This is a genomic window from Streptomyces sp. Tu 3180, assembly GCF_009852415.1.
Taxonomy (GTDB): Bacteria; Actinomycetota; Actinomycetes; order Streptomycetales; family Streptomycetaceae; genus Streptomyces.
Map to the genome: position 1 here is coordinate 4874489 of NZ_WOXS01000002.1, position 12868 is coordinate 4887356.

A 12868-nucleotide genomic window follows, 5' to 3' on the forward strand; every position below is an offset into this window, starting at 1 on the left:
GCTGCTTACCGTGCCTTTATCAGGGCCTAGACTCCCGTGCGTACAGATCGTCGAACCGCGACGTTCACAGGCACGGATCAAGGCACGGACCAGGGACACCAGCCAGGGAGTGAGGGGCGGACGTGCGGGAACCGACCGTCGTCGAGACAACCGTCGTCGCGGCGGACTACTTCCAGTCCTACTCGGTCGTCGGACTGCTGGCCGTCGTCGGCACGCTGTTCGTCGCCGTCGCCTTCGGGGCCGGGCGTCTGCTGCGCCCCGTGGTCCCCACCCCCGAGAAGCTCCTGACGTACGAGTGCGGGGTCGACCCCGTCGGCGAGGGCTGGGCCCACACCCAGGTCCGCTACTACGTCTACGCCTTCCTCTACGTGATCTTCGCCGTCGACTCGATCTTCCTCTTCCCCTGGGCGACCGTCTTCGCCGCCGACGGCTACGGCGCGACCACCCTCGTGGAGATGTTCATCTTCCTCGGCTTCCTCGCCGTGGGACTGCTGTACGCATACAAGAAGGGCGTCCTGACATGGACGTGACCCCCTCGACCCCCTCGACCCCCTCGGGCTCCGAGCCGGTCCTGCTGCCGGAGCCCAAGAGGCTCGGCGCGCTCGCCCGCCTGGCGCCCGAGCCGATGAAGGTGGTCCTCAACTGGGGCCGCCGCTACTCGCTGTGGGTCTTCAACTTCGGCCTCGCCTGCTGCGCGATCGAGTTCATCGCCGCGTCGATGGCCCGCCACGACTTCATCCGCCTCGGCGTCATCCCCTTCGCGCCGGGACCGCGCCAGGCCGACCTGATGGTCGTCTCCGGAACGGTCACGGACAAGATGGCGCCCGCGGTGAAGCGCCTGTACGAACAGATGCCCGAGCCGAAGTACGTCATCTCCTTCGGCGCGTGCAGCAACTGCGGCGGCCCGTACTGGGACTCCTACTCCGTCACCAAGGGCGTGGACCAGATCATCCCGGTCGACGTCTACGTCCCGGGCTGCCCGCCCCGGCCCGAGGCGCTGCTCCAGGGGATCCTCAAGCTCCAGGAGAAGATCGCCCGGGAGTCGCTGGGCGAGCGGTACGGAACCGGCCCCGGGGACGCTCCCGGCGCGGGCCGCCCGTCGGCGGCGGCGCTGCAGAGCGGGCTGGTCCCACCGCCGGCGGCCGGTGGGGCCGGCGGCGGAGCGCCGGACGCGGGGGAGGAGCGATGACCACGGTCGGCTGGCTCCCCGCCGGCGCCGAGGAGCTGTTCGGCCCGGACGCCACGGCGGAGGAGTCGTACGGCGTCCTGACCGTCGACGTGCCCCCCGCCTCCTGGATCTCCGCCCTGGAGACCGCGCGCGACCGCATCGGCTGCGCGTTCTTCGACTGGCTGAGCGCGGTCGACGAACCGGGCACGGGGTTCCGCGTCACGGCGCACGTCGCGGCCCTGTCGCCGGTGCGGCGCCTGCTGCTGCGCACCACGGTCCCGCACGAGGCGCCGGCGCTGCCCTCCGCCGTGGACGTCTACGCGGGCGCCGCCTGGCACGAGCGCGAGACGCACGAGATGTTCGGCATCGACTTCACGGGCCATCCCGCCCTGGAGCACCTTCTCCTGCCGGACGGCTTCGAGGGCCACCCCCTGCGCAAGGACTTCGTCCTCGCGGCCCGCGTCGCCAAGGCCTGGCCCGGAGCCAAGGAACCCGGGGAGCCCGCGGAGGGCGCGGCGCACGGCGGCCCGAAGCGCCGCCAGATGCTTCCCCCCGGGGTCCCCGACCCCAACGAATGGGGCCCGCTGAAGGGCCAGCTCCCGCCCGCCCCGGCCCGTCCGGCCCGAGGCGCCGGCAGGGCTGCCGCGGGTGCGGGGCGAGCGGCCGGAGAGCGCCCCGCGGCGGCCCGGGCCGCAGGCGACCGCCCGGTGCGCCGCATGCGCACGGCGGCGGAGGGATCGGCGAGCCAGGCCGCCGAGGGCGCCGAAGGCGCGGCGGGCCGGGCGGCGAAGGCGCGCCCCGAGGCACCGGCCACGGACACCGGTTCCGCCACGGAGCCGACCCGCGCGTCCGAGCCCGCCGCGCCCCCCGCACGACGTGCCCGGAGTGCGAGCGAGGGGTCGGCGTCCCAGCGCGCCGGGACCCGTGCCGCCGGCGGCCCCCGCCGGGCGCGCAGCGCGTCCGAGGGATCCGCGAGCCAGCGTGCCGCGTCGGACCGGACGGCGCCGCCGGACGGCACCGAACCGGCGGACGGCACCCCCGCTCCTGTTCCCGCCGAGGACCGGCCGGAACGGGAGCCCTCCGCCGTGCCGCGCAGTCCGGACGCCCCCTGGCACCACGCCCGCCCCGCCTTCGACCGGCCCGAGACCGAGGACGGCACCGGCGCGGAGTCCGGGCCGGCCCGCGGGGCCGCGCCCGGACCGGCCCGGAAGGCCACGCCCGAGCGGCCCCGTGAGACCGGTCCCGGGACGACCCCCGAGACCGGACGGGCCACGACCCCCGAAGCCGGACGGGACACGGCCCCCGAGGCCGGGCGCGCACCGGCCTCCGGAGCCGGACAGGAAGCCACGGCCTCCGACGAAGCCGACCGGGAAGCCTCGGCCCCGGACGCGCCCCCGGGCACCGCATCGGGGACCGCGGGCGGCTCCGAGAGCCCGGCTCCCGAGCCGGAGCCGGCCCCGGAGGGGCGTGAGACCCCCGACGACCCGAGCGCCCCCGCCCCTCCCGCCCCTCCCGGCGATCCCGACAGCCCCACCCCCGACGACCCCTCAGGAGGCCCGCGGTGAACGACGCGCTCGACGTCGCCCTGCGACTCCTGGTCGTCTTCGTCGTCTTCCTCACCCTCCCCCTGATCGTGGGCCAGACCGAGCACAAGGTGATGGCCCACATGCAGGGCCGCCTCGGCCCCATGTACGCCGGCGGCTTCCACGGCTGGGCCCAGCTCATCGCCGACGGGGTGAAGTTCGCGCAGAAGGAGGACGTGGTCCCGGCGGGCGCGGACCGCCGCATCTTCCAGCTCGCCCCGGCCGTCGCCCTCCTGCCGTACCTCCTCGTCCTGCTCGCCATCCCGATCGGCCCGGGTGAGGGCGCGGTCGGCCAGGTGCTGGACGCGGGCGTGTTCTTCGTGCTCGCCGTCATGGGCGTGGGCGTCCTCGGCTCGCTCATGGCCGGCTGGGCCTCCGCCAACAAGTTCTCCCTCCTCGGCGGCCTGCGCACCGCCGCGCAGCTCCTCGCCTACGAACTGCCGATGCTGCTCACCGCCGCCTCGGTGGCGATGGCGGCCGGCACCGTCTCGCTCGTCGGCATCCTGGACGCCTTCGAGTGGTGGTGGCTGCCCTGGCAGATCACCGGCGCTCTCGTCTTCTTCGTCGCCGGCCTCGCCGAGCTCCAGCGTCCGCCGTTCGACATGCCCGTCGCCGACTCGGAGATCATCTTCGGCGCGTACACCGAGTACACCGGTCTGCGCTTCGCCCTCTTCCTCCTCGCCGAGTACGCCGGGATCGTCGTCCTGTGCGGTCTGACCACCGTCCTCTTCCTGGGCGGCTGGCACGGCCCCTGGGGCGCCGACGGACTCGGCTGGGTCTGGACCCTGCTGAAGACCGCGGTCCTCGCCTTCGTCGTCATCTGGCTCCGCGTCACCTACCCCCGCCTGCGCGAGGACCAGCTGCAGAAGCTCTCCTGGACCCTCCTCGTCCCCCTCTCCCTCGCCCAGATCGCCCTCACCGGCGTCGTCAAGGTGGTGTTCCTCTGATGGCCCCGATTCCCGGCTCCGGCCTGGCCAAGGGCCTGGCCGTCACGTTGCGGACGATGACGAAGAAGTCCGTCACCGACCAGTACCCGGACACCCAGCCCGACCTGCCGCCCCGCACCCGCGGGGTGATCGGCCTGTTCGAGGAGAACTGCACGGTCTGCATGCTGTGCGCCCGCGAGTGCCCGGACTGGTGCATCTACATCGACTCCCACAAGGAGACGCTCCCGGCGGCGGCCCCCGGCGGACGCGAGCGCAGCCGCAACGTCCTCGACCGCTTCGCCATCGACTTCTCCCTGTGCATGTACTGCGGCATCTGCATCGAGGTGTGTCCTTTCGACGCGCTGTTCTGGTCCCCCGAGTTCGAGTACGCCGAGACCGACATCCGCGACCTCACCCACGAGCGCGACAAGCTGCGCGAGTGGATGTGGACGGTCCCGGCCCCACCCGCCCTCGACCCCGCCGCCGAGGAGCCGAAGGAACTCGCCGCCGCCCGCAAGAGCGCCGAGAAGCTGGCCGCCGCCCAGGCCGCGGAGACGGCCCGGCCCCCGGCCGGCACCGAGCCGCACGCCGACGAACAGGCCCGCGCCGCCGAGTCCCCCACCCGCCCGGCGGGCGAGTCGAAACAGCAGACGGACCAGCCACGGCAGGAGGGCCGGGAATGACCCTCGCAGCGACCGTCACCGGCAGCCTCGCGACCGGCGCCGTGAACCTGGCGGCCGAGTCCCGCGGCTTCCTCTCCCCGACCGGCGTGGAGATCGCCTTCCTCCTCGTCGGCCTGGTCACCTTCGGGGCCGCCGTCATCACCGTCACCACCCGGCAGCTGGTGCACGCCGCCCTGTGGCTGGTGGTGGCGCTCGGCGGCCTCGCCGTCGAGTACCTGCTGCTCACCGCCGAGTTCATCGCCTGGGTGCAGGTCCTCATCTACGTCGGTTCCGTCGTCGTCCTCCTCCTGTTCGGCCTGATGCTCACCAGGGCCCCCATCGGCCGCTCACCGGACGCCGACTCCGGCAACCGCCCGGTCGCCCTCGCCGTGGCGGTCGTCGCCGCGGCCGCCCTGGTCTGGGTCGTCGTCGACGCCTTCCGCACCACCTGGATCGACCTGGACGGCGCCCCCGCCGGCTCCACCGAGGTGACCGGCGCGAGCCTCTTCCAGCACTGGGTCCTCCCCTTCGAGGCCCTCTCCGTCCTCCTCCTCGCCGCCCTCGTCGGCGCGATCGTCCTGTCCCGCAAGGCGAAGGCCGAGCAGGCGGCGGCCACCGCGTCCGCACCGGCCGCCGCTCCCGGCGCCCCCGGATCCGGGGACACCCGGCGCGACACGGAAGGGACCCGCTGATGCACCTCGCCTATCCCGCCGTCCTGTCCGCCCTCCTGTTCTGCACCGGGCTGTACGGCGTCCTCGCCCGCCGCAACGCGATCCTGGTCCTGATGTCGGTCGAGCTGATGCTCAACGCCGTCAACCTGAACCTGGTCGCCTTCGACGTCTGGCTCAGCCGGACCGCCGAGGAGACACTGCACTCCGGCCAGGCCCTGACCCTGTTCACCATCGCCATCGCCGCCGCCGAGATCGGCATCGGCCTGGCGATCGTCCTCGCCGTGCACCGCAACCGCGGCACCTCGGACATCGACAAGCTCCGCGACACCGCCGAGGGCCGTGGACCCGACGGTCCCGGCACCGACGTATCCGACAGCGACGCCTCCGCGACCAGGGCGGCCGCCGAGAAGGCCGAGGCCACCGCGTGACCACCACCACCCTCGCCGTCCTCGTCCCCCTCCTGCCGTTCCTCGGCGCTCTCGCCGGGCTGCTCCTGGGCCGAACGGCCCCCGGCTTCGTCCGGCCGCTCGCCGTCCTGCCGACGCTCGCCTCCCTCGTGCTGGCCGCCGTGGTCGCCGCACGCCAGGGCGGCGGCCGGGCCGTCGACGCCGCCACCGAGCTCACCCCCACCGGCTCGGTCCCGATCGAGCTCGCCCTGCACATCGACGGCTTCGCCGCCCTCACCGCCGTGCTCGTCGGCACCGTCGCCACCTGCGTGCAGATCTACTCGACGGGCTACCTGCGCGACGACCCGCGCTACCCCTCCTACGCGGCCCTGGTCTCCCTGTTCACCTCCGCGATGCTCCTGGTCGTCTACTCCGGCGACCTGATGGTGCTGCTGGTGGGCTGGGAAGTCATGGGCATCTGCTCCTACTTCCTCGTCGGCCACTACTGGGAGACCCCCGAGGCCCGGGCCGCCTCCCTCAAGGCCTTCCTGGTCACCAAGCTCGGCGACGTCCCCTTCCTCATCGGCCTGTTCGCCCTGGCCGGCGACGCCGGGTCCTTCCGCATCACCCGGATCCTCGGCACCGTCGCGAGCGGCGGCATCGAGCACCCCACGCTGATCGCCCTGCTGCTCCTGGCGGGCGTGGCCGGCAAGTCGGCGCAGTTCCCGCTGCACACCTGGCTCCCCGACGCGATGGCCGGCCCGACCCCCGTCTCCGCGCTGATCCACGCCGCGACCATGGTCGCCGCCGGTGTCTACTTCGTCGCCCGTCTCCTCCCGCTGTTCGAGGCCTCCCAGGCCGCGATGACCGTCCTCGCCGTGATGGCCGCCGTGACCATGGCCGGCTCCGCGCTCGCCGCGCTCGCCCAGGACGACATCAAGCGCGTCCTCGCCTACTCGACGATCGGCCAGCTCGGCTACATGACCGGCGCCCTCGCCGTCGCCGACCGCGGTGCCGCCGTCTTCCACCTCCTGTCCCACGGCGCCTTCAAGGCGCTGCTGTTCCTCGCCGCCGGCGTGATCATCCATGCCGCCGGCACCAACTCGCTGGCCGCCATGTCCCGCATGGGCCACCTGCGCGACCGCGTCCCCGACGCCTACTGGACGATGACCGTGGCACTGCTCGCGCTCGCCGCGATCCCGCCGTTCAGCGGCTTCTTCTCCAAGGAGGCCGTCCTCGGCGCCGCCGAGCACGTCGTCACCGGCCACACCGGACACGCCCCGGCCGCGGCGGGCTGGATCGTCCTCCTCGCCGGCCTGCTCACCGCCCTGCTCACCGCGGCGTACGCGACGCGCCTGTGGCTGCTGGCCTTCCGCGGCCACGGCACCGAGGCCCCCGACCACGGCAGGCAGCCGCTGACGATGACCGCCGTGCTGTGGGTGCTCGCCGTCCCGTCCCTGGCACTCGGCGGGTTCGCCTTCCGGGTGCTGCCCGACTGGTTCGACGGCCACGGCCTGGCCCCGGCGCTCACCACCTCCGTGCTCGGCACGGGCGTGGCCCTGGCCGGCGGCATCGTCACCTACGCCGCCTGGCGGCACACCACCGCGCGCGCCGCCCGCGTCCCCCTCGGCGCCGTCGCCGCCCATCCCGGGGGCGACGCCGGACGGGTCGAGGCGGAGGCCATCGCCGGCCACGAACCGGCCTACGGAGACATCGCGTACGCGCCCGACCCGGCCGACCCCGGGCTGCTGCTGCTCGGCCCGCTGCACCGCCACGCGGCCGCCGGCTTCCACCTGGACGCCGTGTACTCGGCCCTCTTCGTCCGCCCGGTCCGGGCCGGCGCGAGCCTCGTGCGGTTCCTCGACCGCGAGGTCGTCGAGACCTACGTGCGCGGCGCGGGCACGCTGCCCCGCTGGCTCGGCGCCGCCGTGCGCCGGGCCCAGACCGGCAACCTCCAGACCTATGTGAGCGCGCTGCTCGCCGGCACCGTCGTCCTCGCGGTCGCCGCCGTCCTCGTCGCCACGGGAGCGTGAGCAGGCGTGATCGATATCAACGAGTCCGTGATGCAGTTCCTCCTGGCGTTCCTCGTCGTCGGCCCGCTCCTCGGCGCGGCCGCCGCTCTCCTGCCGGCCCCGCCCGGACTGAAGGGGAAGTCACCCGAGCAGGCCGTGCTGCGGCACGGCGTGACCGTCACCGGCGCGGTCCTCGTCGCCGCGGTCGTCCTCGCGCTCGGCTTCGACCACGACCGGCCGTCGAGGATGCAGGCCACGACCGACATCAGCTGGATCCCCGCACTCGACGTGCGGATCCACCTCGGCACCGACGGCATCTCCCTCCCCCTCCTGGTCCTGACCGCGCTGCTCACCTTCCTCAGCGCGCTCCACTCCTACTTCAAGCCGCCCGCGGGCCCCTCCCCGAAGGCCTTCGTCGCCCTGCTGCTGGTCCTCGAGTCCGGCACCCTCGCGACCTTCGCCGTCCTCGACCTGATCCTGTTCTTCCTCGCCTTCGAGATGGTCCTCGTCCCGATGTACTTCCTCATCGCCCGCTGGGGCGGCGAGGGCCGGGCCGAGGCCGCCTGGAGGTTCATCCTCTACACGCTGCTCGGCTCCGTGGTCATGCTGCTCGGCCTGCTCCTGATCGGAATCGAGGCGGGCACGTTCGACATGGTGGCACTCGCCACTGACAACGGCCGGTCGCTGACCACGTCCGTGCAGGTCGTCGCCGTTCTGGCGATCGGCGTCGGGCTCGCGGTCAAGACCCCGATGTGGCCGCTGCACAGCTGGCTGCCCGACGCCCACACCGCCGCGCCGACCGTCGGCTCGGTCCTGCTGGCCGGCGTCCTGCTGAAGATGGGCACGTACGGGTTCGTCCGCATCCTGCTGCCCGCCGCGCCGGACGGCTTCCGCACCTTCGCGCCCTACCTCGCCGCCTTCGCCGTCGTCGGCATCATCTACGGGTCCCTCGCCTGCCTGGCCCTCGCCCGGCGGGGCGCGAAGGGCGACCTCAAACGCCTCATCGCCTACTCGTCCGTCGGCCACATGGGCTTCGTCCTCCTCGGCATCGCGACCATGACCCCGACCGGCGTGAACGGCGCCCTGTTCGCCAACATCGCCCACGGCCTCATCACCGGCCTGCTGTTCTTCCTGGTCGGCGCCCTCAAGGACCGCACCGGCAGTACCGACCTCGACGCCCTGGCCCTCCTGTCGCCCGGCCACCGCCCCTCGGCGGGCGGCTCCGCCGCGCCGGACCGTTCCGGGACCGGCGCCGCCCTCTACGGCAGGGCCCCGCGCCTCGGCGGACTGCTCGCCTTCGGCGCCGTCGCCTCCCTCGGCCTGCCCGGCCTCGCCGGGTTCTGGGGCGAGATGCTCGCGCTGTTCGGCGCGTTCGACCCCGCCGACGGCCTCAGCCGCCCCGCCTTCCTCACCTTCATGGCGATCGGAGCGTTCGGCACCCTGCTGACCGCCGCCTACCTGCTGGTCGTGGTCCGCCGGGTCTGCATGGGCGCCGTACCGCAGGACGCCCCGAAACTCACCGACGTGCGCGGCTACGAGTTCGCGGCCTGGACCCCGCTCGTCGTCCTCACCGTCGTCGCCGGGCTGTGGCCCAGGACCCTCCTCGGGCTCACCGACCCGGCCGTGCAGCAGCTCCTCGCAGGAGGCACCCGATGAGCTCCCTCGTCCAGTCCGTCGACTGGCTGGCCGTCGCGCCGCCCACCATCGCGGCGGTCGTCGGACTCGTCGTCCTCGTCGCCGACCTGTTCGTGGGCGAGGCCAGGAAACCGCTGCTCGGCTGGTTCTCGGTGGCCGGACTCGCCGCCGCCACCCTCATGCTGCTGCCCCTCCTCGACGCCGACCGCGCCACCTTCTGCCTGGTCGGCGACGCCGGCGTGTGCAGCTACACCGCCGACCGCTTCACCCTCGTCGTCCAGTTCCTGGTGCTCGGCGGCGCCCTCCTGGCCGCCCTCCTGTCGGTCACCGCCCTCAAGGACGAGGGCAAGCGGCTCCCCGAGGGGGAGTACTGGTTCCTGTTCCTCTCCTCCGCGGCCGGAGCGGCCCTCCTGCCCGCCTCCCGCGACCTCGCGACCCTCGTCGTCGCCCTGGAGGTCGCCTCCCTGCCCGCCTTCGCCCTGGTCGGCCTCCGGCACGGCGACCGCAGGTCCTCCGAGGCGGCCCTGAAGTTCTTCCTGTCCTCGGTCACCGCCACCGCTGTCAGCCTGATGGGCGTCAGCTTCGTCTACGCCGCCACCGGCACCCTCCACCTCACCCTGATCGCCGAGCGCGTCCAGGACGTCGACGGACAGCTCCACACCCTCGCCCAGACCGGAGTCGTCCTCACCCTCGTCGGCTTCGCCTTCAAGACCGCCGCCGTCCCCTTCCACTTCTGGGTGCCCGACACCTACGCGGGCGCCCCCCTGCCGATCGCCGCCTACCTGTCGGTCATCGGCAAGGCCGTCGGCTTCTCCGGCCTGGTCCTCGTCACCGTCGTCGCGCTCCCGTCGTACGCCGACGTCTGGGGCCCCGCGCTCGCCGCGCTGGCCGCCCTCACCATGACCGTCGGCAACGTCGGCGCCCTCCGGCAGCAGGCCACACGCGCGTACAGCGCGGTACGCCTGCTCGCCTGGTCCTCCGTCGGCCAGGCCGGCTACCTCCTCGTCCCGATCGCCGCCGCCGCGTACTCCGGCGACGCCGAGAAGTCGATCGGCTCCACCCTCGCCTACGCCCTCATGTACGGCGCCGTGAACCTCGGCGCGTTCGCGGTGGCCGCCCTCGTCGGCCGTGCGCACCGCCTCAACCGCGTCGCCGACTACCGCGGCCTGTACGCCGCCGCCCCGCTCACCGCGCTCCTCCTGGGCTTCTTCCTGCTCTGCCTGGCCGGACTCCCGCCGGGCGTCATCGGCCTCTTCGCCAAGGTCACCGTGTTCTCCGCGGCCGTCGACGCCGGACTCGGCTGGCTCGCCGTCGTCATGGCCGTCAACGTCGTCATCGCGCTGGTCTACTACCTCCAGTGGACGGCCCTGCTGTTCCGCGCCCCCGAGGGCGAACCGGTGAAGCACCGCCTTCCCGCCCCCCTCACCGCCGCGATCGCCCTGACCGGCGTCCTGGGCGTCGCCCTGTCCGGCGCGCCGCAGCTGGTCCTCCGCTTCACCGACACCGGGCTGTTCTGACAGCCGGGCCGCACCCGGCACGCGCGCACCGGGCACCCGTCCTCCCCGCGTGTCCGCACGCGCGGGTGTGCCGCCCGGGGCCCGCCGTCACCCGGACGGGTCACACGTGCCCTCGCACGCACAAGGGAACTAGTGCCTCTCGCCTGGCGTTGACCGGTACGGGAGGGTCCACTGGACGTGACACCACGGCACCGGTGGCAGCGCAGGTCAGAAGGAAGATCAGCAAGCGAGGGTTCCCCTGCCGCACGACTTGGAGGGCGTACCGTGCACCGCCGGCACAACGGGCTCAGGACCGCGGTCCTCCTCGGGGGACTGTCCGCACTCATCATCGTCATCGGCGGTTTCTTCGGCCGCACGGGGCTCGTCGTCGCCGTTCTGATCGCCCTCGGCACCAACGCGTACGCCTACTGGAACAGCGACAAGCTGGCCCTGCGCGCGATGCGCGCCCGCCCGGTGAGCGAGTTCGAGGCCCCGGGGCTGTACCGCATGGTCCGCGAGCTCTCCACCCAGGCCCGCCAGCCCATGCCCCGCCTGTACATCTCCCCGACCGAGGCACCCAACGCCTTCGCCACCGGCCGCAACCCGCGCAACGCCGCCGTGTGCTGCACCGAAGGCGTCCTGCGCCTGCTCGACGAGCGCGAGCTGCGCGGCGTCATCGGCCACGAGCTCAGCCACGTCTACAACCGCGACATCCTGATCTCCTCGGTCGCCGGCGCCCTCGCCTCCGTGATCATGTTCCTGGTCAACTTCGCCTGGCTCATCCCGATCGGCCGCTCCGACGACGACGACGGTCCCGGCCTCCTCGGCATGCTGCTGATCATGATCCTCGGCCCGCTCGCCGCGTCCCTCATCCAGCTGGCCATCAGCCGCTCCCGGGAGTACGAGGCGGACGCCTCCGGAGCCCAGCTCACCGGCGACCCGCTCGCCCTCGCCGGCGCCCTGCGCAAGCTGGAACGGGGCACCAAACAGCTCCCGCTGCCCCCCGAGCCCCGCATCGAGACGGCCAGCCACATGATGATCGCGAACCCCTTCCGACCGGGGCAGGGGCTGTCGAAGATGTTCTCCACACACCCGCCGATGGCGGAACGCATCGCCCGGCTCGAGAAGATGGCAGGTCGCACCCCGTGAAGACCATCCTGAACGTCATATGGCTCGTCCTCAGCGGCCTCTGGCTGTTCCTCGGCTACCTGGTCGCGGGCGTGCTGCTGTGCATCACGATCATCGGCATCCCCTTCGGCATCGCCGCCTTCCGCATCGGCGTCTACGCCCTGTGGCCCTTCGGGTACACCGCGGTCGAGCGCCGTGACGCGGGCGCCGCCTCCTTCATCGGCAACGTGCTGTGGGTGATCCTGGCGGGCTGGTGGCTGGCGATCGGCCACGTCGTCACCGGGCTCCTCCTGTGCGTGACCATCATCGGAATCCCGCTCGGCATCGCGAACTTCAAGCTGATCCCGGTCTCCCTGCTCCCGATGGGCCGCGAGATCGTGCGGACGGACCAGCCGTTCACCTCGCGCTGGTAGGACCCGGGACCGACCCGCCGGGCACGTCACGACCCCGTGCGTCGTCCACAACCCGGATGTTGTCCACAGGGCTGCCCGACGGCCGGTGGGAGCCCGCACCATGGACGCATGACCGAGTACGAGGGCCCCGATCCCCGATCAGGCACGCCGCCTGCGACACCGTCGGACCGGGCGGGCCACGACACGCGCCACGAGACCCCCGGAGGCCCGATGAGCGGCTGGTGGACCCGTCTGGAGGAACGGACCCGCCAGGAGGTCGACGCGAGCGTGCTGGATGATCGCCGGATGGCGGCGGTCAAGGCCGTACGGGAGGCCCTACGCCCCCTGGGGCTGGGTCTGCGTGAGGCGGAGCAGGTGGTCCACGCGCGCTACGAGGCCCTCGGTGACCGGGTACGGCGCAGACCGCCCGATCCGCTCGACGTCCCCTTGCTCACGGCCCGCGCCGCGGCACTCCCGGGCCGAGTGGCCGCGGTCGAGGCCCTGTGGGACGGCGACACCGTCCACGACTGGTTCGTGGTGCTGGTCGCCGTCCTGGACGACCCGGCCGGGGAGGGCCACCTGGCGACCGTCCACCACCGCCCCGGCGCGCCCCCGCCGGGCACCGCTGCCGCAGAGGCGGGCCGGGCCCTGGCCGACTCCCTCGGGGTGCCGTTCCACTTCGCTTCCCCGGACGTTCCCGACGACCGGGCCCCGCGGTGGCGAACAGCCTGACGGTGTCCGCCCGAGGGGCCGGACCGGAGCCGCGGGCGGACCGCCGCGCCGCCCGGGCCCGGAGAACGCGGCCCGCG

The 12868-nt window shown here is 73.4% G+C and carries 13 protein-coding genes; all 13 read left to right on the forward strand.

Annotated features, from left to right (window positions below; translation table 11 throughout):
• The first annotated feature begins 122 nt into the window (after positions 1–122).
• The 13 genes from GL259_RS22945 to GL259_RS23005 all read left to right on the forward strand — a co-directional run bounded on the left by GL259_RS22945 (position 123) and on the right by GL259_RS23005 (position 12791).
• Positions 123–530, forward strand: a complete 408-nt coding sequence (locus GL259_RS22945) for an NADH-quinone oxidoreductase subunit A (protein WP_159535238.1) — start codon at positions 123–125, stop codon at positions 528–530.
• Positions 521–1189, forward strand: coding sequence for an NADH-quinone oxidoreductase subunit B (locus tag GL259_RS22950; RefSeq protein WP_159535239.1), 669 nt, complete (start codon positions 521–523; stop codon positions 1187–1189). The genes GL259_RS22945 and GL259_RS22950 overlap by 10 nt, the downstream gene beginning before the upstream one ends.
• Positions 1186–2733 carry an NADH-quinone oxidoreductase subunit C gene (locus tag GL259_RS22955; RefSeq protein WP_159535240.1) on the forward strand — a complete coding sequence of 516 codons (1548 nt, stop codon included), beginning with the start codon at positions 1186–1188 and terminating at the stop codon, positions 2731–2733. Before GL259_RS22950 ends, GL259_RS22955 begins: the two co-directional genes overlap by 4 nt.
• Positions 2730–3698 (forward strand): complex I subunit 1 family protein, encoded by a 969-nt coding sequence (locus GL259_RS22960; protein WP_159535241.1) that lies wholly within the window; start codon positions 2730–2732, stop codon positions 3696–3698. The genes GL259_RS22955 and GL259_RS22960 overlap by 4 nt, the downstream gene beginning before the upstream one ends.
• The gene (locus tag GL259_RS22965) at positions 3698–4360 is read left to right on the forward strand and encodes an NADH-quinone oxidoreductase subunit I (RefSeq protein ID WP_159535242.1); all 663 of its coding nucleotides are present in this window, start codon (positions 3698–3700) and stop codon (positions 4358–4360) included. Before GL259_RS22960 ends, GL259_RS22965 begins: the two co-directional genes overlap by 1 nt.
• Complete coding sequence (locus tag GL259_RS22970; protein WP_159535243.1) at positions 4357–5031, forward strand: NADH-quinone oxidoreductase subunit J; 675 nt, start codon at positions 4357–4359, stop codon at positions 5029–5031. The genes GL259_RS22965 and GL259_RS22970 overlap by 4 nt, the downstream gene beginning before the upstream one ends.
• Positions 5031–5438 carry an NADH-quinone oxidoreductase subunit NuoK gene (nuoK, locus tag GL259_RS22975; RefSeq protein WP_159535244.1) on the forward strand — a complete coding sequence of 136 codons (408 nt, stop codon included), beginning with the start codon at positions 5031–5033 and terminating at the stop codon, positions 5436–5438. The genes GL259_RS22970 and nuoK overlap by 1 nt, the downstream gene beginning before the upstream one ends.
• Positions 5435–7429 (forward strand): NADH-quinone oxidoreductase subunit L, encoded by a 1995-nt coding sequence (locus GL259_RS22980; RefSeq protein WP_159535245.1) that lies wholly within the window; start codon positions 5435–5437, stop codon positions 7427–7429. The genes nuoK and GL259_RS22980 overlap by 4 nt, the downstream gene beginning before the upstream one ends.
• 6 nt (positions 7430–7435) lie before the next feature.
• Positions 7436–9064 carry an NADH-quinone oxidoreductase subunit M gene (locus GL259_RS22985; RefSeq protein ID WP_159535246.1) on the forward strand — a complete coding sequence of 543 codons (1629 nt, stop codon included), beginning with the start codon at positions 7436–7438 and terminating at the stop codon, positions 9062–9064.
• Positions 9061–10560 (forward strand): NADH-quinone oxidoreductase subunit N, encoded by a 1500-nt coding sequence (locus GL259_RS22990; RefSeq protein WP_159535247.1) that lies wholly within the window; start codon positions 9061–9063, stop codon positions 10558–10560. Before GL259_RS22985 ends, GL259_RS22990 begins: the two co-directional genes overlap by 4 nt.
• Before the next feature lie 264 nt (positions 10561–10824).
• A complete protein-coding gene (gene htpX, locus GL259_RS22995) occupies positions 10825–11688 on the forward strand; it encodes a zinc metalloprotease HtpX (protein WP_159535248.1) in 864 nt (287 codons plus the stop codon).
• Positions 11685–12080, forward strand: coding sequence for a YccF domain-containing protein (locus tag GL259_RS23000; RefSeq protein ID WP_159535249.1), 396 nt, complete (start codon positions 11685–11687; stop codon positions 12078–12080). Before htpX ends, GL259_RS23000 begins: the two co-directional genes overlap by 4 nt.
• Before the next feature lie 210 nt (positions 12081–12290).
• Entirely contained in the window at positions 12291–12791 is a 501-nt protein-coding gene (locus GL259_RS23005; RefSeq protein WP_159538888.1) for a hypothetical protein, read from the forward strand.
• Positions 12792–12868 lie beyond the last annotated feature (77 nt).

Coding starts and splice junctions, on each gene's coding strand:
- GL259_RS22955 (WP_159535240.1), top strand. CDS start 1,186: ATGACCACGGTCGGCTGGCTCCCCGCCGGCGCCGAGGAGCTGTTCGGC.
- GL259_RS23005 (WP_159538888.1), top strand. CDS start 12,291: ATGAGCGGCTGGTGGACCCGTCTGGAGGAACGGACCCGCCAGGAGGTC.
- GL259_RS22970 (WP_159535243.1), top strand. CDS start 4,357: ATGACCCTCGCAGCGACCGTCACCGGCAGCCTCGCGACCGGCGCCGTG.
- GL259_RS22950 (WP_159535239.1), top strand. CDS start 521: ATGGACGTGACCCCCTCGACCCCCTCGACCCCCTCGGGCTCCGAGCCG.
- nuoK (WP_159535244.1), top strand. CDS start 5,031: ATGCACCTCGCCTATCCCGCCGTCCTGTCCGCCCTCCTGTTCTGCACC.
- GL259_RS22965 (WP_159535242.1), top strand. CDS start 3,698: ATGGCCCCGATTCCCGGCTCCGGCCTGGCCAAGGGCCTGGCCGTCACG.
- GL259_RS22990 (WP_159535247.1), top strand. CDS start 9,061: ATGAGCTCCCTCGTCCAGTCCGTCGACTGGCTGGCCGTCGCGCCGCCC.